Origin of the sequence: Methylophaga thiooxydans DMS010, from assembly GCF_000156355.1 — a bacterium.
GTDB classification, from domain to species: Bacteria; Pseudomonadota; Gammaproteobacteria; order Nitrosococcales; family Methylophagaceae; genus Methylophaga; species Methylophaga thiooxydans.
This window is the reverse complement of sequence record NZ_GG657904.1, coordinates 19193-37731: the sequence shown is the minus strand read 5'-3', so window position 1 is coordinate 37731 and position 18539 is coordinate 19193. Positions and strand designations below refer to the sequence as shown.

The 18539-nt window shown below is 47.8% G+C and carries 30 protein-coding genes; 27 read left to right on the top strand and 3 right to left on the bottom strand.

The window, feature by feature from the left end:
* Positions 1-137: 137 nt before the first annotated feature.
* Both MDMS009_RS13245 and MDMS009_RS16325 read right to left on the bottom strand, forming a co-directional pair.
* The gene (locus MDMS009_RS13245) at positions 138-767 is read right to left on the bottom strand and encodes a S24 family peptidase (protein ID WP_008291967.1); all 630 of its coding nucleotides are present in this window, start codon (positions 765-767) and stop codon (positions 138-140) included.
* A gap of 49 nt (positions 768-816) precedes the next feature.
* The gene (locus MDMS009_RS16325) at positions 817-954 is read right to left on the bottom strand and encodes a hypothetical protein (protein ID WP_008291939.1); all 138 of its coding nucleotides are present in this window, start codon (positions 952-954) and stop codon (positions 817-819) included.
* Positions 955-1059: 105 nt separating this feature from the next.
* Between MDMS009_RS16325 and MDMS009_RS13240 the strand changes: the two genes are divergently transcribed.
* A complete protein-coding gene (locus MDMS009_RS13240) occupies positions 1060-1344 on the top strand; it encodes a hypothetical protein (RefSeq protein WP_043887910.1) in 285 nt (94 codons plus the stop codon).
* Here the strand turns inward: MDMS009_RS13240 and MDMS009_RS13235 are convergent, their stop codons facing one another.
* Positions 1345-1797 carry a hypothetical protein gene (locus tag MDMS009_RS13235; protein ID WP_008290335.1) on the bottom strand — a complete coding sequence of 151 codons (453 nt, stop codon included), beginning with the start codon at positions 1795-1797 and terminating at the stop codon, positions 1345-1347.
* Positions 1798-1812: 15 nt separating this feature from the next.
* On the opposite strand from MDMS009_RS13235, the gene MDMS009_RS13230 reads away from it, so the two are divergent.
* The 26 genes from MDMS009_RS13230 (at position 1813) to MDMS009_RS13110 (ending at position 18500) form a co-directional block, all read left to right on the top strand.
* Complete coding sequence (locus tag MDMS009_RS13230; RefSeq protein ID WP_008290339.1) at positions 1813-2382, top strand: hypothetical protein; 570 nt, start codon at positions 1813-1815, stop codon at positions 2380-2382.
* Positions 2375-4543 carry a transposase domain-containing protein gene (locus MDMS009_RS13225; protein WP_008290354.1) on the top strand — a complete coding sequence of 723 codons (2169 nt, stop codon included), beginning with the start codon at positions 2375-2377 and terminating at the stop codon, positions 4541-4543. The genes MDMS009_RS13230 and MDMS009_RS13225 overlap by 8 nt, the downstream gene beginning before the upstream one ends.
* Before the next feature lie 50 nt (positions 4544-4593).
* Complete coding sequence (locus tag MDMS009_RS13220) at positions 4594-5358, top strand: AAA family ATPase (protein WP_008290142.1); 765 nt, start codon at positions 4594-4596, stop codon at positions 5356-5358.
* A complete protein-coding gene (locus MDMS009_RS13215) occupies positions 5355-5966 on the top strand; it encodes a hypothetical protein (protein ID WP_008290358.1) in 612 nt (203 codons plus the stop codon). The genes MDMS009_RS13220 and MDMS009_RS13215 overlap by 4 nt, the downstream gene beginning before the upstream one ends.
* Complete coding sequence (locus MDMS009_RS13210) at positions 5966-6187, top strand: hypothetical protein (RefSeq protein ID WP_008290147.1); 222 nt, start codon at positions 5966-5968, stop codon at positions 6185-6187. Before MDMS009_RS13215 ends, MDMS009_RS13210 begins: the two co-directional genes overlap by 1 nt.
* Positions 6187-6366, top strand: coding sequence for a carbon storage regulator CsrA (gene csrA / locus MDMS009_RS13205; RefSeq protein WP_043887800.1), 180 nt, complete (start codon positions 6187-6189; stop codon positions 6364-6366). Before MDMS009_RS13210 ends, csrA begins: the two co-directional genes overlap by 1 nt.
* Positions 6363-6695 carry a hypothetical protein gene (locus tag MDMS009_RS13200; RefSeq protein ID WP_043887799.1) on the top strand — a complete coding sequence of 111 codons (333 nt, stop codon included), beginning with the start codon at positions 6363-6365 and terminating at the stop codon, positions 6693-6695. The genes csrA and MDMS009_RS13200 overlap by 4 nt, the downstream gene beginning before the upstream one ends.
* Positions 6696-6697: 2 nt before the next feature.
* Positions 6698-6967, top strand: a complete 270-nt coding sequence (locus MDMS009_RS13195; protein ID WP_008290127.1) for a hypothetical protein — start codon at positions 6698-6700, stop codon at positions 6965-6967.
* Between the two features lie 13 nt (positions 6968-6980).
* Entirely contained in the window at positions 6981-7598 is a 618-nt protein-coding gene (locus MDMS009_RS13190) for a DUF3164 family protein (RefSeq protein WP_008290166.1), read from the top strand.
* 8 nt (positions 7599-7606) lie between these two features.
* Positions 7607-7831, top strand: a complete 225-nt coding sequence (locus MDMS009_RS13185) for a hypothetical protein (protein ID WP_008290122.1) — start codon at positions 7607-7609, stop codon at positions 7829-7831.
* Between the two features lie 362 nt (positions 7832-8193).
* Complete coding sequence (locus MDMS009_RS13180) at positions 8194-8745, top strand: HD domain-containing protein (RefSeq protein WP_237700449.1); 552 nt, start codon at positions 8194-8196, stop codon at positions 8743-8745.
* Complete coding sequence (locus tag MDMS009_RS13175; protein ID WP_008290338.1) at positions 8742-9350, top strand: regulatory protein GemA; 609 nt, start codon at positions 8742-8744, stop codon at positions 9348-9350. The genes MDMS009_RS13180 and MDMS009_RS13175 overlap by 4 nt, the downstream gene beginning before the upstream one ends.
* Before the next feature lie 16 nt (positions 9351-9366).
* A complete protein-coding gene (locus tag MDMS009_RS13170; RefSeq protein WP_008290342.1) occupies positions 9367-9741 on the top strand; it encodes a hypothetical protein in 375 nt (124 codons plus the stop codon).
* Entirely contained in the window at positions 9741-10649 is a 909-nt protein-coding gene (locus tag MDMS009_RS13165; RefSeq protein WP_008290124.1) for an AAA family ATPase, read from the top strand. Before MDMS009_RS13170 ends, MDMS009_RS13165 begins: the two co-directional genes overlap by 1 nt.
* 75 nt (positions 10650-10724) lie before the next feature.
* Positions 10725-11045: a hypothetical protein gene (locus MDMS009_RS13160; RefSeq protein ID WP_043887798.1), complete on the top strand. Its 321-nt coding sequence runs from the start codon at positions 10725-10727 to the stop codon at positions 11043-11045.
* A gap of 168 nt (positions 11046-11213) precedes the next feature.
* Positions 11214-11759 carry a glycoside hydrolase family 108 protein gene (locus tag MDMS009_RS13155; RefSeq protein WP_008290134.1) on the top strand — a complete coding sequence of 182 codons (546 nt, stop codon included), beginning with the start codon at positions 11214-11216 and terminating at the stop codon, positions 11757-11759.
* Positions 11746-12324: a 3TM-type holin gene (locus tag MDMS009_RS13150; RefSeq protein WP_008290135.1), complete on the top strand. Its 579-nt coding sequence runs from the start codon at positions 11746-11748 to the stop codon at positions 12322-12324. The genes MDMS009_RS13155 and MDMS009_RS13150 overlap by 14 nt, the downstream gene beginning before the upstream one ends.
* 2 nt (positions 12325-12326) lie before the next feature.
* On the top strand, positions 12327-12554 hold the full coding sequence (locus tag MDMS009_RS13145; protein WP_081443580.1) for a TraR/DksA family transcriptional regulator: 228 nt from the start codon (positions 12327-12329) through the stop codon (positions 12552-12554).
* Positions 12555-12890, top strand: a complete 336-nt coding sequence (locus MDMS009_RS13140; protein ID WP_008290353.1) for a DUF2730 family protein — start codon at positions 12555-12557, stop codon at positions 12888-12890.
* Positions 12887-13177, top strand: coding sequence for a VpaChn25_0724 family phage protein (locus MDMS009_RS13135; RefSeq protein WP_008290323.1), 291 nt, complete (start codon positions 12887-12889; stop codon positions 13175-13177). Before MDMS009_RS13140 ends, MDMS009_RS13135 begins: the two co-directional genes overlap by 4 nt.
* A complete protein-coding gene (locus MDMS009_RS16320; RefSeq protein WP_008290347.1) occupies positions 13174-13347 on the top strand; it encodes a hypothetical protein in 174 nt (57 codons plus the stop codon). Before MDMS009_RS13135 ends, MDMS009_RS16320 begins: the two co-directional genes overlap by 4 nt.
* Positions 13347-13895, top strand: coding sequence for a DUF3486 family protein (locus MDMS009_RS13130; protein WP_008290117.1), 549 nt, complete (start codon positions 13347-13349; stop codon positions 13893-13895). Before MDMS009_RS16320 ends, MDMS009_RS13130 begins: the two co-directional genes overlap by 1 nt.
* A gap of 3 nt (positions 13896-13898) precedes the next feature.
* Positions 13899-15425: a terminase large subunit domain-containing protein gene (locus MDMS009_RS13125; protein ID WP_008290169.1), complete on the top strand. Its 1527-nt coding sequence runs from the start codon at positions 13899-13901 to the stop codon at positions 15423-15425.
* A 2-nt stretch (positions 15426-15427) separates the two neighbouring features.
* Positions 15428-16993, top strand: coding sequence for a DUF935 domain-containing protein (locus MDMS009_RS13120; protein WP_008290130.1), 1566 nt, complete (start codon positions 15428-15430; stop codon positions 16991-16993).
* Positions 16986-17282: a Gp49 family protein gene (locus MDMS009_RS13115; protein WP_008290712.1), complete on the top strand. Its 297-nt coding sequence runs from the start codon at positions 16986-16988 to the stop codon at positions 17280-17282. The genes MDMS009_RS13120 and MDMS009_RS13115 overlap by 8 nt, the downstream gene beginning before the upstream one ends.
* A complete protein-coding gene (locus tag MDMS009_RS13110; protein WP_008290145.1) occupies positions 17283-18500 on the top strand; it encodes a PBECR2 nuclease fold domain-containing protein in 1218 nt (405 codons plus the stop codon).
* Positions 18501-18539 lie beyond the last annotated feature (39 nt).

The following is an 18539-nucleotide window of genomic DNA, read 5'->3' as shown; positions in this document are numbered from 1 at the left end:
TTAATGGTTTTAAATGGGAAGAAGCTTTTAATAATGAGGGTTTGAGTAACATTTAAAGCTTATTTAATAATTAATTATGGATCGCGATCATTTTAAATATAGTAAACATTTAGACACATGAATTGCGATCAAGCTCATTAGTGACGACGACCACTCCAAACAACTCGCCCAATAATCGAAAGCTCGTTCTGCAAATCAAAATCCAGTGATATCTCAAAAGGCTCATAAGCTGGATTATCACTGGTAACCTTTAACCGCTGACTTGGTAGGCGCTGTAGCCGTTTAACTAGTAATGACTCACCCATTCTGATTACATAGATGCCGTCACGTTTAGCAACGTTGTCAGTGTGATCAACGAGTATAACGTCGCCTGGACGCAATGCAGGCTCCATGCTCTCACCTTCTACATAAATCAGATATAAATTAGCTGGGCTGCTGTGTAGCTCGTTATATATCCATTCTTTTTTGAATATAAGTGCATCAGTTTCCTCTTCCTCGTGAATGACATAACCGTTGCCAGCTGATGCTTTTACATCAAACAGTGGGATGTGGGCGAATGTTTCCATAATGCTACCAGTTCCTGCTGAATAGTCTTTGATGCTCGATCCCACTTCTTCGTTGGAAGTGGGATCGACTTGCCCCACTTTAGATTTTCGATCCCGCTTTTCATAAGTTTCTGATTCGTTTGAATTTCTATGTGTTGATGATGAATTATCATCAACATCTAAGTGGGATCGAGTTGGAAAGGTTTCGTTCCCCGTCAGCACGTAATACGAATTAAACCCAAGCCCTAATATTTTTTCTAAATAAATAGCATCAGGCTACGTTCACCTTTTTCATATTTGGCTTGTGACTGCCTTGTGATTCCACAAAGTCAGCAACATCCTGCTGGGTTAAGCGTAGACGCTTACGCTCCTCTAGTATTCTGCCGCCAATGTAAACTAATGATTCCATTACAAGCCCTTGACAATGTTATTTTATGTGTACATAATTTTTGCAGGTGTTATGTTTTGTTTGCATTTATGTAAACGCTTATATATTTAATTACGGATTGTAACAATGAACTACAAGCAAATACATCAAGCATTGAAAGCCAAAGGTCTTTCTTGGTTAGTCGCTGGTGAAGTAATTGGTTGCACTCATCAGCATGTAATGAATGTTTGTGCAAGACGAGCGGAAAGTTTAAGAGTTGCACGATCAATATCCGTGCTAATCGAGAAAGATATTGCAGCAGTTTTTCCGGATATTCCCCGCTATCAGTCTGATGTAAAAACTGATCGCCAAGCCAAAATTGATCAAGCAAAAGCGCGTCTGGCAGAAGCCGGTCTTGCTGAGAGCGCCTAATCATGGTTGATAACTATCCGCATCAAGAGCACTTACATCCGCAAAAAGCACGCGCCCACAAAGCAGTTCAAACCAACGGCGATTCCAGTTCGGCGGCACAAGGTAAGTATCGGCTGGATGAGTGCGCTTCAACGTCGCAATCAAACTTTTTAGTTGATAAAGACGGAATGCCAGTTTCTCCTGGGTTTGGTGATCCAGATCGCCAATCTGCTTACAAAGCGTCGCGGATGAAGGCGGCAATACGTTTTCAACAACTTGCCAAGCAACAGTCTCAGCGAGTTGTGGAAGTTCCTCTGAATTGTCCGGTTCACGTATGTCCGATTTGTCAACTTTCAATGCTTTTAAAAAAGCTGATAGCTCGGATAAAAGCATGGTCGATGAAATGATGATGAATCCATCATTCTGCCCGTGTAAATACGCGGCACTGACGGGTGCTGGTCTGGTTGTTTTCACTTTGTTATCTCCTGTTTGGTTAAAACGCAGAACCAGCCTATCCCGTGCAGTACTGCCGCAACAATCAATAAATTTGGAAGTGGTGTTGTGATGAGAATTCCAAAAAGTAAGGTGGCTTGGAAACGCATCCAGCCGAACAATATAAAAGACGCGCTGCGGCTTAATAAAGAGTACGCCAGACAGTTCAAAAGGCTAACTGTTCCAGCTATCGCTGAACTGATGGCTGTCAGTGAAGACCGCTTATACAAATGGCTCTCTACTGGTGATATGCCAGTCAGTTTTATCCCGGCATATGAGCATATCTGTGAGATGGATTATGTCACCCAATATCTGGGTTACCGAAGTAACAAGCTGATGATTCAAATCCCCACAGGGAAAAAAGTGGATGAACTAGGTTTAGCCGAACTACAGCAGCTTTCTGCAGATGCAATGAGTTTGCTAATCAAGTTTTATCGTGAGGGTGAGTCGGTAGATATCCTTACTTCAGCGCTCACTCGACTGTTAGCTGGCGTGGCATACCACAGAGAAAATGTTATCTCTCAGAGTCAGCCAGGTCTAGATTTTGAGGGCGGTGAAGATGACTGAACAAAACAGGGAATGGTTCACAGCAACTGAATTAGCAAACAAACCAGGTCTTCCAAAGTACAAGCGTGGCGTTAATCAGCAGGCCTCAAAACAAGGCTGGAATACAAGGCAAGTAAAAGTAAGAGGTGGATCAGCAAATGAATACCACCTTTCCAGCCTGCCAGTAGAAACTCAGGCCGCGTTGATAAAACAACACCTGCCGACCCCAGTTAAGAGCAGCTCGGAAAGCACTGAATTTAGCTACGATCCTCAAGCATTATGGCAGCACTATGACAACAAGCCACAAAAACAAAAGGACGCAGCTCAGAACAAACTCAACCTGCTTTTGCAGGTCATGGCTCTGACAGAAAACGGTGGCGCCACACTTAAGAATGCCTTCTTACTGGTGGCTGATCAAAACGACATTAGTGAACGCACCATGCAAGGCTGGTATCACGGTACCAAGAGCAAGAAAGGGGTGAAATTCTATGCTCGTCAAGACTGGTTAGCCGCGCTGGTACCCGGCTTTGTTGGCCGAACGGTCACAGCAGATATGGATACTGAGGCTTGGGAATTTTACAAAGCCGATTACCTTCGCCTGGAGCAGCCAGAGTTCGAAGCCTGTTACTACCGACTACAACGTACTGCAGCCGAACAAGGCTGGAAAATCCCCAGCAAAAAAACACTGGAACGTCGCATCAAAGCCATACCGCTGGCAACCCGCGTTTATCTACGTGAAGGTGAAGCCGGTTTGATCAAACTGTTTCCTGCCCAACAGCGAACAGTCCAAGAGCTACATGCGCTTGAGTGGATCAATGGTGATGGCTACCAACACAACGTGTTTGTTCTATTGCCAAATGGCGATGTAACGCGCATGAAAACGTGGTTCTGGCAGGACGTCTACAGCCGCAAAATACTGGCTTACCGCGTCGATGAATCAGAAAACACCGACTCAATCCGAGCCAGTTTTGGCGATGTTGTGGATCAGTTCGGCATACCCGAACACGTCACTATTGATAACACCCGCGCTGCAGCCAATAAATGGATGACCGGTGGCGTTAAAAACCGCTATCGCTTCACCGTAAAAGAAGATGATCCACTCGGCCTATTCCCTACGCTCGGTATCAAAGTGCACTGGACATCAGTGATTGGCGGCAAAGGACACGGTCAGGCTAAACCTGTCGAACGTGCCTTTGGTGTTGGTGGTCTTGGTGAATATCTGGACAAGCATCCTAAGTTTGAAGGTGCCTATACCGGCCCAAACCCAATGGCCAAGCCAGAAAACTACGCCAAAAAAGCGGTACCCATTGAAACGTTCCTAGCAGTACTGGAACAAGAAATCATTGCTTGGAATGCCAAACCGGCTCGACGCACTGAAATCTGCAACGGCACAAAAAGTTTTGATCAAGCTTTCACCGAAAGCTATCAAACCGCCGTTATCAAAACAGCTAACCAAGAACAACGTCGCATGTGGCTGCTGATGGCTGAAGCCATCAAAGTGCAGAAAGATGGATCATTTAATCTTGATGCCGGATCAGCCACAGGACAAGGCAAAAACCGCTACCACGCGCCAGCGTTGCTCGACTTTGCAGGCCAGAAGATTACCGTTCGTTTTGACCCTCAAGCGCTGCATGAAATCGTCTATGCCTACACCTTAGATAATCGCTATATCGGTGAGGCGCAATGTATTGAAGCTACTGGGTTTGGTGATACTGAAGCGGCTCGAAGCTTCAACAAGCATCGCACTCGCTTTATCAAGGCCACCAAGCTGGCAGCGAAAGCCGAAGTCGCGATGGATGCAATGGAAGTGGCAAGTCGCCTGCCTTTGCAGCCACAGCCTGAAGTCGCCAACCCGAAAGTGGTCAGACCACTTCGCCCAGCGCCAGAACTAGGCCGACACATACCGCAGCCACAACTAACTGACGAACAAAAACAGGATCTGGCTACATTCCAAGCCGAGTTCCAACAGCCACAAGAGCCTGCAGCACAAATCATAAGAAATGATGACCCCAGAGCGCGCTACAAGCGTTGGGTCAATTTAGACCGTCGGTTGCGAGAAGGGAGTCAACTCTCAGCAGCTGATCAGAAATTCTGGGCGATGTACCAGAAAGGCGATGAGTTCCGCTTTATGAGCGAGTTCAGCGCTGACTTTGAGAGCTTCGACGAAACTGTCGAGGCATAAAAAAACAAACCCGCTGGCAGGCGGGTAAGTAAAACGTGATGAGGTAAATAATGACAACAAATCAAAACGTGGTCAACTTGGGAGACAGAGTCGAAGCCTCTGTCACCACGGCACCACTGAAAAACGTCATGCTCTGTACACGATTGCTGGAACAAGCGATGAATCGCCCAGCACATCTACCAGGTATGGTCACTTTCTTTGGCCCGAGTGGCTGGGGTAAATCGTTTGCTGCAGCTTATGCAGCGAATAAATACCGCGCTTACTACGTTGAATGCAAAAGCACCTGGACAAAAAAAGCGCTGCTCCTTTCCATTCTCAAAGAAATGGGCATCCAGCCAGATAAGACCAACTATGACATGGTCGAGCAAATCAGTCAGCAGCTGGCGCTGAGTGGTCTGCCGCTCATCATCGATGAGATGGATCACATCGTCGAAAAGAAAGCCGTCGAAGTAGTGCGTGACATTTATGAAGGATCAAACGCTGCCATCCTGCTGATCGGTGAAGAGAAGCTCCCGACCAAGCTGCTCAAGTGGGAACGGTTCCACAATCGAATGCTGGCTTGGCAAGGCGCTCAACCTGCCGATCTGGAAGACACACGACAACTGTCCCAACTTTACTGCCCGGACATCACCATTGCTGATGACCTGCTCGAACGCATCCAGCGTGAAAGCATGGGCGTCGCCCGTCGAATCTGCGTCAATCTCAACCAAGTTCAGCAAGCCGCCTACTCAGCTGGTACCGACCAAATCGACGTCAAACTCTGGGGTAACCGTCCCCTCTATACCGGCGACGCACCCAGGAGGAAGGTTAAATGACACAGCCTGTTCATATCACAAGAGCAAACGGCAAGCTGTCAGGTAGAGATGCCTGCTGGCAAGCCATACGTGAATTGAAAGTGTTTTCTTTACTTGACCTGGAAGCACACACCAGTGATCACAAACAGCTGAATGAAGTGAATCGCCGAACAGCCAGAACCTACGTGATAGGGCTGGAAGGTGCTGGCTATCTGGAACGCACCACCAAGCGCATGGGCGGTGCCATTGTCTGGAGGCTGACTCGTGATGTCGGTGTGAATGCACCTCGCGTCAACCGCAAAGGTGACCACGTCACTGGTGGCGAGAGCCGTGAACAGATGTGGCGAACCATGCGAATTCTGAGTGATTTCAGTTGGCGTGATTTGGTGGCATCAGCCTCTACGGAAGAAACACCTATCGAACCGAACACTGCCAAGGATTACATCACCTTTCTGGCTAAGGCGAATTATCTCAAAGAGATAATCCCAGCCAACCATGGTGGTGGTCTGGCGCGATACAAACTATTACCCGCGATGAATACCGGTCCAAAGCCGCCGATGATTCAACGCATTAAACAAGTCTTTGATCCCAATTTAAACAAGGTCGTATGGCCAAAGGATGGTGAGTAATGGATGAAGCGACAGTAGACGTAATTCAACAATTAATGGCATGGCACCAGAAACGAGTTGATGAATTGCAGCTGATAGTGGATCAAAAAGGTGCCTCTATCAAAATCGGTGAAGAGATTGAAATAACCGATCCGGAGGTGCTCAAAGGCGTTCATTTAGGCGTGAAGATTAGTTTGTCACTGCTTGGCAAGTTACCCATTTCATTAAAGGAAGGTGAGTAATGCTGATTTTAACAAGACGTGTGGGCGAAGCCCTGATTATCGGTGATGACGTTGTCGTGAATGTGCTTGGTACCAAAGGTAATCAAGTCCGGATCGGGGTTGAAGCCCCAAAAGATGTCTCTGTTCATCGTGAAGAAATTTATAACCGCATTCAGAAAGAAAAGGATGACAACAAATGAGCGACTGGAAACAAGTACTCAAAACCGAATGTGAGAAAACATCACAAGCCAAGGTGGCCGCTGTTCTCAGACAGAATGATGGCTTTCCTTCACCAACCGTGATTAACCAGGTCATCAAGAGTAAATACCCCGGCAGAACTGACCGACTGCAAGCACTCATTGAAGGCAAGTTTATGTCCGGCAGTGTGCAATGCCCGGTGGTTGGTGCTATCCCCAGCGACCAATGCATTGAATACCAAAGCCGCCCGTATGCAGCAACAAACCCGACACGCATTCAACTTTATAGAGCCTGCCGTGGCGGCTGTGAACACAGCAAAATTGGAGCCTAATCATGAACAAGAATTTGGGTAACGACATCATCAGCAAAAAAGTAGAAGACGTTCGCCACTGCTTAGCAGAACTAGCACGACGTGGCCTCACCATTACCGATATCAACATCGGTGAAGCCAGAAAGCCGACCATCACCATCGTCGGCTACAACGACAGTCCAGGTGGACTTAAGGGCGGCACAAAAACCCGCATTAAAACCGGCCTACGTCGTCTCGAAACCTACGCCACAGAAGTCAGCGGCTGCCAGGTGCAGTGGAAAGTTGTGGCTTAAACAGGAGTAACCCATGAATACAGCTATCAATACAGAGCAACACAAGGTGAACGCACAAGGTCACCTTGTACCCATTAGCAAAATCAAACAAATCGATCTGGATCGTGATGATCTTATCGAAGAACTGTTTGGTAAGGCCGAGTTGCTGCGAGAGCAGATGGTCGCCTTCAAAGCTCAGGCGATGAATGACGTTTATGCCTTCGTCGAGCTTGTTGCAGAAAAATACGATGCCAAGCTCGGTGGCAAAAAAGGCAATATCAGCCTCACCAGCTATGACGGTAAACGCCAGATTCGCATTCAAATGGCCGAGCTGTTGCACTTCGATGAGCGTGCTGAAGCAGCTAAATCCCTGATTGATGAATGCATTCAAGAATGGTCAGAAGGCAGCAACGACAATATCAAAGCCCTGGTCGATCACGCCTTCAAAACCAACACTGAAGGCCAGCTTAGTGCTGCCCGAATCCTCGGACTGCTGCGGCTGGAGATTGACGATCACAAATGGAAGCAAGCCATGGAGGCGCTGAAAGATTCGATGCAAATCACTGGCTCCAGCGCCTATGTGCGTTTCTATTACCGCCCGACCACCGAGAGCAAGTTTCAGAATCTGGCTCTCGATATGGCTGCTCTGTGAGGTCTTCTATGGAAATGATTGTATTCGAAGACAGGGGCCAGGACTTTCTGGAGTGGGACATCGATGAAGATGGCGTCGTTGTTGATTCAAGACCATTTCAGGCTGGTATCTGGAGTGGCACGTTTGTATCAGACATAAAAGTTGGTGAGCGACCAACCGTCACCAGTCCCCGTGATGGGGTTCAACGACAGTTGAAGTATCGCGTCATCGATATTCAGCCTAAATCCGCTTAACCAACGGCGCGTCAGCAGACAGGTGGTGCCAGCAAAAAACTAACAGACTGCAGCTGAGACGGTGGGTTTTATAACCTTTCTCCCCGCCGGGCAACGCCGACTGATCCACGAGACGGATTACTTAGCCCCTTCGTTGGGGTTAAGGCAGTGAAAAATCCGGGAGATGATATGGATGAATTAAGGAACCCAATCTGTTTTGCACGTTGCATCTGGCGGTCGCTTAGTCGTGGTCGGTATATATCTGGTCACAAGTACAAAACAGCAAAAGAGGTTACACCGGAAAACATTCATATCCTCCGCTGTAAACATTGTGGCCATAACTCCATTGCATGGAGCTGGGGATCGTTAGAGGAATCCAAATAATGAACATGAAAGAAGCAAGCGAGATGCGACCAGACATACTCACTATCAGTGGTGAATACTTTAACTTTATGTGTCCTGAAGAGTCTGAGTTCGACATTTACGTTGCCGCTCATGGCCTATCAAACATTTGCCGCTTCGCTGGCCACACTAATAAGTTCTACAGCGTAGCCCAACATTCGGTTTATGTGTCTGAAATTGTACCGCCTGAAATGGCTTTGCACGGACTGCTGCATGATGCCGCAGAGGCGTTTGTTGGTGATGTGGCCAGACCACTGAAAAACCTCTTGCCCGATTATCGTGAAATAGAGAAGCGTGTTGAAAAAGCCGTGTTAGGCCGTTTTGGGTTAGACGCTGAGATGCCTGCAGAAGTGAAGCACGCAGACTTGGTCTTGTTAGCCACAGAGCAGCGTGACTTGATGGCACCACACGATGATGAATGGCCGTTAATTAAAGATATTGAGCCATTAAAAAAAGCCATTGAACCAGTGTCTCCCAGCACAGCGTTTTTAATGTTTGTTGGCCGTTATCTACAAATCGTGGGGCAGCTATGAGTTCAAGACAAAAGCTAATCCAGCTTGTTCATATCGGCGCTAGCCGCTTGTTTAAGGACGAAGAAGCTCGTCGCACATGGCAAGGAGACCATACCGGTGAACGTTCGTGCAGCAAGATGACGGACAAAGAATTGAAACATTTAGTCAATTTGCTACGTGATGCCAAAGCGATTAAACCACCTAAACGCGCAGGCAGAAAGCCATTCAATCGCAGCCCGTATATGGCAAAAATTGAAGCCTTACTGACCGATATGCAACTCAGTTGGGAATACGCTGAAACCATAGCCTGGCACGTCACCGGTGGTAAAGGCCATGCAACAACAGGCCGTCCTGGTATTGAACGTCTGGAGTGGGTGCACAAGCGTCAGCAGTTTGAAGCGATCATTGCCGCGTTATATCAGGAACAGAAAAAACGCAGCCTGCTGCAAACCGTTGAGTACCTACTGGATGCCATGAACCTGAGCGAAAGCTATGTCGAGAAGCTGGTAGCAGGCCGTGCGAATGCCAGCAAGTGGCGTCGTAATGTGCCGCTACTCAATGCCATCGTCGATCACCTTAATGACAAAGTCGCGTTTGAACGTGCCACTCAAGTAGCGCTGCCATAAGCAAGGTACCGAGCCAGTGAATTTACCTGATTATTTACCACCTGTAGCCAGAGAGATAGCCGATGTGATCGGTCTTGATGGACTGTTGCGTCTGGTGAAACAGTTCGGTGGTGTCACTATTCGAGTGCCGGGGCAAGGTGACCTAAAGCAAGTGCTTAGTCCAGATCAATACAAACAGTTCGTGCATACCTTCCGTAATGAGAAAATCGCCATCCCCAAGCTTCAAGCAAGGCTATACCAAGTGGATCTGGCAGAGACAAGCCGTCTGCTTGATCAAGGCTTTACCAAAGCAGAAGTCGCCCGGACACAAAAAATTACTGAACGCGCTGTCTACAAACGCCAGGCTAAACAGCGTCAACTTGAAAATGACAAACAACAGGATCTCTTTTAATGTTCGATTTTATCAATCCACTCACAACTGATGACTTCAACGATAGTGTTGAGTTTTTATACCCTAATTTTTTGCCTAAAAAACAAATCACTATGATCTATGCCGATGGCGGCATGGGTAAAAGCTGGTTGCTTTTCGGGCTGGCAAAATATGCCACTGAACACAACAGTGGTAGTGAGCAAGGCGCGATGAATGTGCTGTACATCGATGTCGATAACCCCATCAGTGTGCTGAAAGAGCGTGGCATCGAACATAAACTGATCGAAGCCTGCCCGAATCTAACCTACTCGCACCGCAGTAAGTTCAATGGTGAGCCACTCGAACTGCTGGATGAGCTTGAAAACAGAGCCTATGGCAACGCGTTTAAAAACATGCTGCTGATGCTGGACAGTCTCAGAGACTTTGGTGATATCAATAATGACCTGACAGCCATGCGGATCGGCAACAAGCTGAAAAAGATACGTGACGCCGGTGCCACCATTATTGTGTTGCATCACTCCACCAAGAACGGCAGCAACTATCAAGGATCAAACAACCTACGTAACAGCGTCGATAATATGTACCGTCTTATCAAAGCGGACTCGCCCGAAGGTGAAATTCGCTGGCTGCTCGAAGTTAAAAAAGAACGTGCTGCCATTGCCAATATCGCACTAAGAATAGAAGTGGCAGATCTGTTTTTAACCGAACTGGATCTCGACGAAGTCACACTCAACGATGAAGAAAGAGCGTTTATCGACAAGGTAAAAACCGTGCTGAAGGAGCAAGGTAGTTTGAATAAAACCAAGCTACTGGACGCCTGCGGTCACAAAAAAGATGATAAAACCGCCCGTGATAGACTAGATCGCTTTGACCGTATTCACTGGCAATCTGAGAAAATAAAAGGTGCTTACACCTATAGTTTGGTTTAACAACCACTACAACGCGAACAACCTATCTGCTAAGTTGTAGCGGTTGTATCGGTTGTTGATAAAAGGAACTTAAAAATGAAAAAACTCGCTTTTTGTATCTATGCGCTACTACTTTCTTCATCAGTTTTTGCAGCCGATGACTCACTCTTCCAGCCATGGTGTGATGCTTTCACTGCTCAGGGTATGGTGAGTTTGGCAGCGAATCGCATTTATGGCAGCCCCAGTACATTGAATGATGAGCAGTATGAGTCGCGTAGTAACTGGGTAAATAATAGCTACCGAATGGCAGCTGAGAGATTTGCAGCCCGTTCCGGGCAGAGTTTTGAAAAAGTAGATATGGATGCAATGTCAAACGGTTGGGTTCAACGGTGTCAGCTGAAAGACCAAGTCCAATGAATCTTATAGGTAAATTTCCAGCTTGGTTATAACTTCCAGCCAGTCTGAAAAAAATAACTCAAGATTGCCCAGACTTCTAAAACCTGCTTAACTAAATTGTAGTAACACCCCAGCGCCCTGAACTCATTCAGGGCGTTTTTGTTTGTGCCAGAAAGCATCATGCAACCCATGGACACAAACAAAACCTACCCAGAACTTTTCCTCAAAGCAGTCAATCATGTCTTGAAGATTGAAGGCGGCTATGTGGATGATCCAAACGATGCCGGTGGCGAAACCAACTACGGCATCAGCAAGCGTCAATACCCCCATCTTAATATCAGACTGCTGACATTAGATGATGCCATTGCACTCTATTTCCGTGACTACTGGCAAGCCTATGGCTGTGGCGATTTGCCACCAGTCATTGGTTGTTTCTTGTTTGACTCGGTAGTAAACCACCGGCCCAAAACAGCAATCAAATTCCTTCAATGCGCTTATCGCGTGGAAGTAGATGGTGTGATCGGTGATGAAACGCTTGGCGCTATCAGACGTTTCGCTAATAACGAAGACTACCTTACTAACAAGCTCACTCTCAGCCTTGCCTATCGGGCTGACTTCTATCATGACCTCGCCGTTGAAAACCCATCACAAGAACGCTTCATTATGGGCTGGATGCGCCGTCTGTTTGTGTTGCAGCAATTTATCAATACAGAGGTGACTCATGGAGCCGATTAGCATTGCTTTAGGATTAGCGCAATTCGTGCCGGGGCTAACCCGGCTTTTAATGGGGGATAGGGCTGGTAACGTCGCTGATAAGGTTGTTAAAGCAGCCAATGCAGTAACGGGCGCAGGTAACGCTGATGAAGCCTTAGCCAAAATAAAGCATGATCCAGAGCTTCAACTAAAACTGCAAAAAGAAATGAACGTTATCGTTCTCGCCGAACTAGAAGCCGAGAACAAGCAGTTGGCCACCATCAACGCCACCATGCGAACCGAGTACACCTCTGGCGATTCATTCGTCCGTCGCTGGAGACCTTTCTTCGGTTACACCATTGCCGTGACATGGTTTGTACAAATGTCTGCTTTGGGCATTGTGATCGTTATTTCACCGAATGACGCTCCTGCTGTTATCAATGCCATGGTCAACCTATCTGGTATGTGGGCAATCGCGCTTGCTGTGCTGGGTGTCTCAGTGAAAAAGCGTTCTGATGATAAACAAGTGTCAGCCGGACAAACGCCACCTCCGGGCGTATTTCAGAATCTATCTACTCTTTTAAGCCGTAACAAGGAAAGTAAATAAGCATGGTGGACGTGTTCGACCGCGCCCAGGAGCGCGAACAAAAAGACAGGGATATCGCGATTCAGACGGTGCTTCGAAGTAGCAGAGAAACAGAACAACCTGATGAAGAAAACGGTATTCGCTATTGCTTGGATTGTGGTGAGCCGATTCCAAATAAAAGACTGGAAGCAAGACCAGACGCGGTGCGCTGTGTGGACTGTCAAAACATTAAGGCTAAGCGGGAGCGATAAATGGAATTAGATTACACCGCATACAGGTTTTGGTTTGATGTGTTTCTGGCTTTTTTGTTTGCAGGTAATTGGGTTTACACCTGGCTAATCAATCGCCATCGCGTGAATAAAACAGAGATTAAAGAAGTGAGCCAGCAGATAGTTAAAGTAGTTAGCCGAATGGATATCGTTGAAGAGCGAATGAATGGTGCACCAACGCATACCGACCTTAGCAATATCTACAATCGCATGAATGGAATGAGTGAAAACATCAGCGAAATGACTGGCTCTTTGAAAGCCATGACAACCCAGCTAACGCTAATCAATGACTATCTGTTACGAGGAGATAAGCGGTGAGCTTTAATCAAATACTCACAGAATCTATTCGTCTTGCCTTATTGCAGGCATTGGAGCAAGACCCTGGCTACTCGCATAACGAAAACATCTTGCAAATGATTTTGGCCAGTGTTGGTCATGATGTGTCTGCTGATCGTGTTCGTACCGAATTGCGCTGGCTGGAAGAGCAAGGTCTGCTGGCGATTACAACGGTTGGTGAATTGTTGATTGCCAAGGTGACTCAGCGTGGCGTCGATGTTGCGCTGGGGCGGAGCCGAATTGATGGTATTGGGAGAGCGCGACCATGATTAGAAAATTAAAGAACTGGCTGTTACAGCAAGATATAAAGAGCTTCGGCAAAGAAGTGTTAAAGAGTGTGGTTATTTTTTGCTACATCATTGCCGCTGGTTATTTCTTTGGTGTTGGGATGTCACATTCTTATTCACCCATCACCATCAGCGTAGAGACGACTGAATAATGGCTCGCGCCTCATCCATTGAGCAATTGCCAGCCGATATTCTGGAGCAGCTGCAAACCCTGTTGCGAGATCCGCGAGTCTCACAACTGGATGCCACAGCACAAATCAATGCCATCCTTGAACAGCTCGGCACTGATGATCGCGTCAGCAAGTCTGCGGTCAATCGATATGCCGTCAAGATGAAAGATGTCGGAGCCAAACTACAGCAATCACGCGAACTGGCCAGCATGTGGATCGGCAAGCTGGGCGCTGCACCGCAAGGCCAGGTTGGTAAGTTAGTCAATGAAATCATCCGCACGATGGCGTTTGATTCAGCAATGCATATGGCTGAAGGTGATACCCCTGTAGAGCCAAAAATGCTGGCTCAATTGGCACTCGCTGTTCAGCGACTGGAGTCAGCGGCCAATATGAATGAAGAGCGAGAGAAAGCCATCAGAGCCGAAGCCGCTAACGAAGCTGCAGCGACAGCTGAAAAGTCTATGGTCAGCCAAGGCATGAGCCAAAAAGCAATTGATTCAATCAAGACAGAAATACTGGGGCTGGGTTAAGCGATGGGCGCTGCTTTAGCCATATACAAAGATTACGATCCGAATGATGTCCTGCTGCCATATCAAAAGAACTGGATGGCAGATGACAGTATTCTTAAGCTTGCTGAAAAGTCACGACGTACAGGTTTAACTTGGGCTGAAGCAGCCGATCAAGTATTAGCCGCCTCATCGTCAAAGGCTGCGGGCGGTACCAACTGCTACTACGTTGGTTCTAATAAAGAGATGGCCGTAGAGTTTATTGATGCTTGTTCGATGTGGGCTAAGTCATTCAATAAGGCTGCCTCAGCCATTGAAGAGGAAATCTTTGAAGATGAAGACAAAGATATTCTCACCTTCACTATTCGCTTTGCCAGCGGCTTTAAGATTCAGGCACTCAGCTCACGACCCAGCAATATGCGTGGTCGTCAGGGTAATGTCTGCATTGATGAGGCGGCATTCCATGATGCACTTGATGAGCTTTTAAAAGCTGCGTTAGCTCTGACGATGTGGGGCAGCAAAATTCGAATCATCTCTACGCATAATGGCGTAGAAAACCTGTTCAATGAACTCATCGAAGACAGTCGATCTGGAAAAAAAGATTACAGCGTTCATCGAATCACACTGGATGATGCGTGTGAAATGGGTCTCTATAAACGCATCTGCCAAATTCAGAAAATTCAATGGACACAAGAAGGCGAAGACGAATGGAAAGCTGGGCTTCGTAAAAATACTGCCAGTACCGAAGATGCCGAAGAAGAATATGACTGCGTCCCCAAACAAGGCGGTGGCACCTATATCAGCCGCGCCCTACGTGAGTCCCGCATGCATGATGTGCCGGTGCTGCGCTATTCCGGTACCGCCGAGTTCAACCTGTGGCCAGAGCATCTTCGCCAGGCAGAAATGCTGGCCTGGTGTGAGGTTAATTTAAAGCCGCTTTTAGACCAGTTAAATCCCAATTTACGCCACGTTTTAGGCGAAGATTTTGGTCGCTCCGGTGACTTAACCGTGCTGACACCGATGACCATCAGTCAGCAGCTCAGGCGCGTAGTGCCATTTATGGTTGAACTGCACAACGTGCCGTTCAAGCAGCAAGAGCAGGTGCTGTTTTATATCTGTGATCGTTTGCCTCGATTCAGTGCGGCCAAGCTGGATGCCCGTGGTAATGGTCAGTATCTGGCAGAGCAAGCCAAGTACCGCTATGGCGTCAATGTGGTCGAAGAAGTGATGCTTAGCCAAAGCTGGTACCTGGATAATATGCCCAAGTTCAAAGCTGCGTTTGAGGACGACACCATTCTTATCCCGCGTGATGCCGATGTCGCAGACGATATCGGTGCGCTGCAAGTGATTAAAGGTGTACCGAAATTGCCCGATGGTAAAACCGATGCTGCCAAAAGCCGACACGGTGACGCAGCGATTAGTTTGGTCATGGCGCATGCTGCCAGCTTTGATTTGGCTTCACCGATTGAGTGGACAGCAGCCCCCAGCAAAACCGAACGCGACAACCCCGACAACGACTACAGCAGCCTGATGCAAAAAGGCGGTGGATGGTAACAATGGAACAAGTAAGAACAAGTCAAATCGTAGATGCCGCTGGTAAGCCAGTACAGGTGCGAGAAGCACTGAGTGAAGAGCAAACATCCAAGCTCGGCTTTATCAGTAAAGAGTTTGAGAACCATCCTTCAGGTGGTTTAACACCACGCAAGTTAGCCAGCATTCTGCAAGCAGCTGAACAAGGCAATCTGGTCGAACAGGCCGACCTGTTTGAAGATATGGAAGAAAAAGATGCCCATGTCTTTGCGGAAATGAGTAAGCGAAAACGGGCGTTGATGGGTGTCGATTGGGATGTGGTCGCACCGCGTAATGCCGATAAAAAAGAAGAAGCGCTTGCCGAAGAGGTCAAAGAGTGGCTGCTTGACATGGAAGACTTCGAAGATCACCTTTTCGATATCGGTGATGCGATTGGCAAAGGCTATTCGATGCTGGAACTCGGTTGGCATAAGCTGGGTAAAACGCTGTTACCAACGCTAGAGCATCAATCAGCACGCCTATTTACCATCGATGAAAATGATCGCAAAAAGATTCTGCTGCGTAACAGTGGTGGCAGAGGTGATGAATTGTGGCCGTTTGGCTGGGTAACGCATGTTCATAAAGCCAAGTCTGGCAGCATTGCCCGTGGCGGTTTGCATCGTATCCTCGCATGGCCATACCTGTTTAAAAACTACAGCATTCGGGATCTGGCCGAGTTTCTGGAAGTCTATGGCATACCAATGCGACTCGGCACTTACCCCAGCGGTGCCAGTGATGAAGAAAAAAATACCTTGCTTCGCGCCGTCATTGGTATCGGCCACAGTGCTGCAGGCATCATGCCCGATGGTATGGATGTCGATTTTAAAGAGGCCGCCAAGGGAGCCAGCGACCCATACCAGTTTATGATCAACTGGTGCGAGTCGGTTCAGTCTAAAGCGATTCTCGGTGGCACCTTAACCAGTACGGCACAAAATACCGGTCTGGGTTCTAACCTGGGTGATATCCATAATGAAGTGCGTCATGATCTGCTGGTCAGTGACGTGCGGCAAATTGCTGGCACCTTAAACCGTGACCTACTTTGGCCAATGGTTGCACTCAATATTCCCGGTGCCGATCCACGCCGTGGCCCACGTATCAAGTTCATCTCTGAGGAAGGTGAAGAACTTAACGAACGCGCCGAACGCGATAAGCTTTTGTTCGATATGGGCTACCGGCTTAACCAAGAAAAACTGACGGAGATCTATGGTGAAGGCTATGAACCGGTTCCAACTAACACCCCTGAACAAAATGATGCTGCACGCCCGAATGCCGCCGCTACCGCTGCAGCCAAAGCCGGTGATAATGAAACAGAGTTAGATGGTGTTGTGAATCAACTGGCAACACAAGCACAGTCACCGTTAGACGACCTTTATAACCGTATTAAATCCTTATTAGAGGAAGTGGATGATAACGGTGGCACGCTAGAAGACTTTCAGGATCGCCTGGTCGAAGCATTCGGTTTTCTTGACCCGGAAGAACTTGCTGACGTGATTCAAATGGCGCTGGCCACCGCTGAGCTGGCTGGGCGTTATGAGGTGTCTGAAAATGACTGAAATAGAAAATGAAATTCAAAAGAAAGAACTTAACGCTCCAAGGTTAACTCCAGATATGCTTCAGGCTGTAATCAAGTCAGAGCAGTATCACGTATTTGAAGGAAGCCAATTAACTGTCTGCTGCTTAACTTTACAAAATGGCTTTACTGTAACAGGTGAATCAGCTTGCGCTAGTCCAGAAAACTTCGACGCTGAAATAGGTGAGAAGATAGCCTATGAGAATGCCAAAAATAAAATCTGGCAACTGGAAGGTTATCTGCTGAAGCAAAAATTGCATGAAGCTGGCTAAATGAACATCAATTACGGCTCCATGCCTTTCAATAAAGCGGTTGATGCGTTTCGTGACAAGCTGAACCTGCCGACGGCATCCTGGACAGATATCTATGAGGGCCAGCATGCCCGTGCCTTTGTCATTGCCGGGGCGATGAAAGAAGACCTGCTTAACGATTTTCGTTCATCAATGGACAAAGTGATTACTGAAGGCATGAGCCTGAAGGACTTTCGCAAAGACTTTGATCAGATAGTCAGCAAGCACGGCTGGGGCTATAACGGTGGTCGCAACTGGCGCAGCCGGGTTATCTACGAGACCAATCTGTATCAAAGCCATAACGCTGGTCGATATGCCCAGATGCAGCAAGTCAAACACACTCGACCATTCTGGCAGTACATACACAATGATGCTGTCGAGCATCCACGGCCAGAGCATGTAGCCTGGGACGGATTAATCCTTGATGCCGACGACCCATTCTGGCAGACCCATTACCCCCAGAACGGCTGGGGTTGCAAGTGTCGGGTCAGAACACTCAGCAAACGCGATATGGATAAGCTCGGTAAAACTGGCCCGGATAACGCTCCTGCAGTAGAACTGGAAGATAAAGTGGTCGGTGTCCGAGGCCCGTCGCCTCGTACCGTAAGCGTACCCAAAGGTGTTGATCCGGGCTTCGCCTATAATCCAGGCAGAGCCGCTTTTGGTGAGCAGCTGGCTGATGATGTGATGGCGCAATACACAAAAACACGCACTCAGTGGACAACGCTCACACCACAAGGCTGGGCTGAAGCTGGCAGAGAACAACAGATACCTTTCACCAAGTCGCCGGTGAAGTTGGGATCACGCTTAAATAAAAAAGCAGAAGTATATGAGCAGCTGCAAAAACAAGTGGGTGAAGAGAAACTCTACACCCCCGGAGGCTTACCGTTTCTGCTCAACAGCAAGGCATTATCAGAACATATTGATCCCGCCCGTGCTGAGTTCCTGCCGTTACTGGACGACTTGCTGACCAATCCTTATGAAGTCTGGTTATCGTTCCAGCAACACAACGGCACTGGCAAAGTGGTGCTGCGCTCTCGCATTGTCAAAGCCTACGATATCGGTAAAGGCCGGTACCTGGTCGCGGTGGCCAATGTGAGAAAGGGGTTACTGGAAAGCTGGACGTTTATCCCGACATCACGCCGTAATTACCTGAACAGTCAGCGTAAGGGGTATCTGGTGTATGGGGATGAAGAATGATGGGGCCACTTTTCCTGACGCACCAGGTTGGCGGGTTTT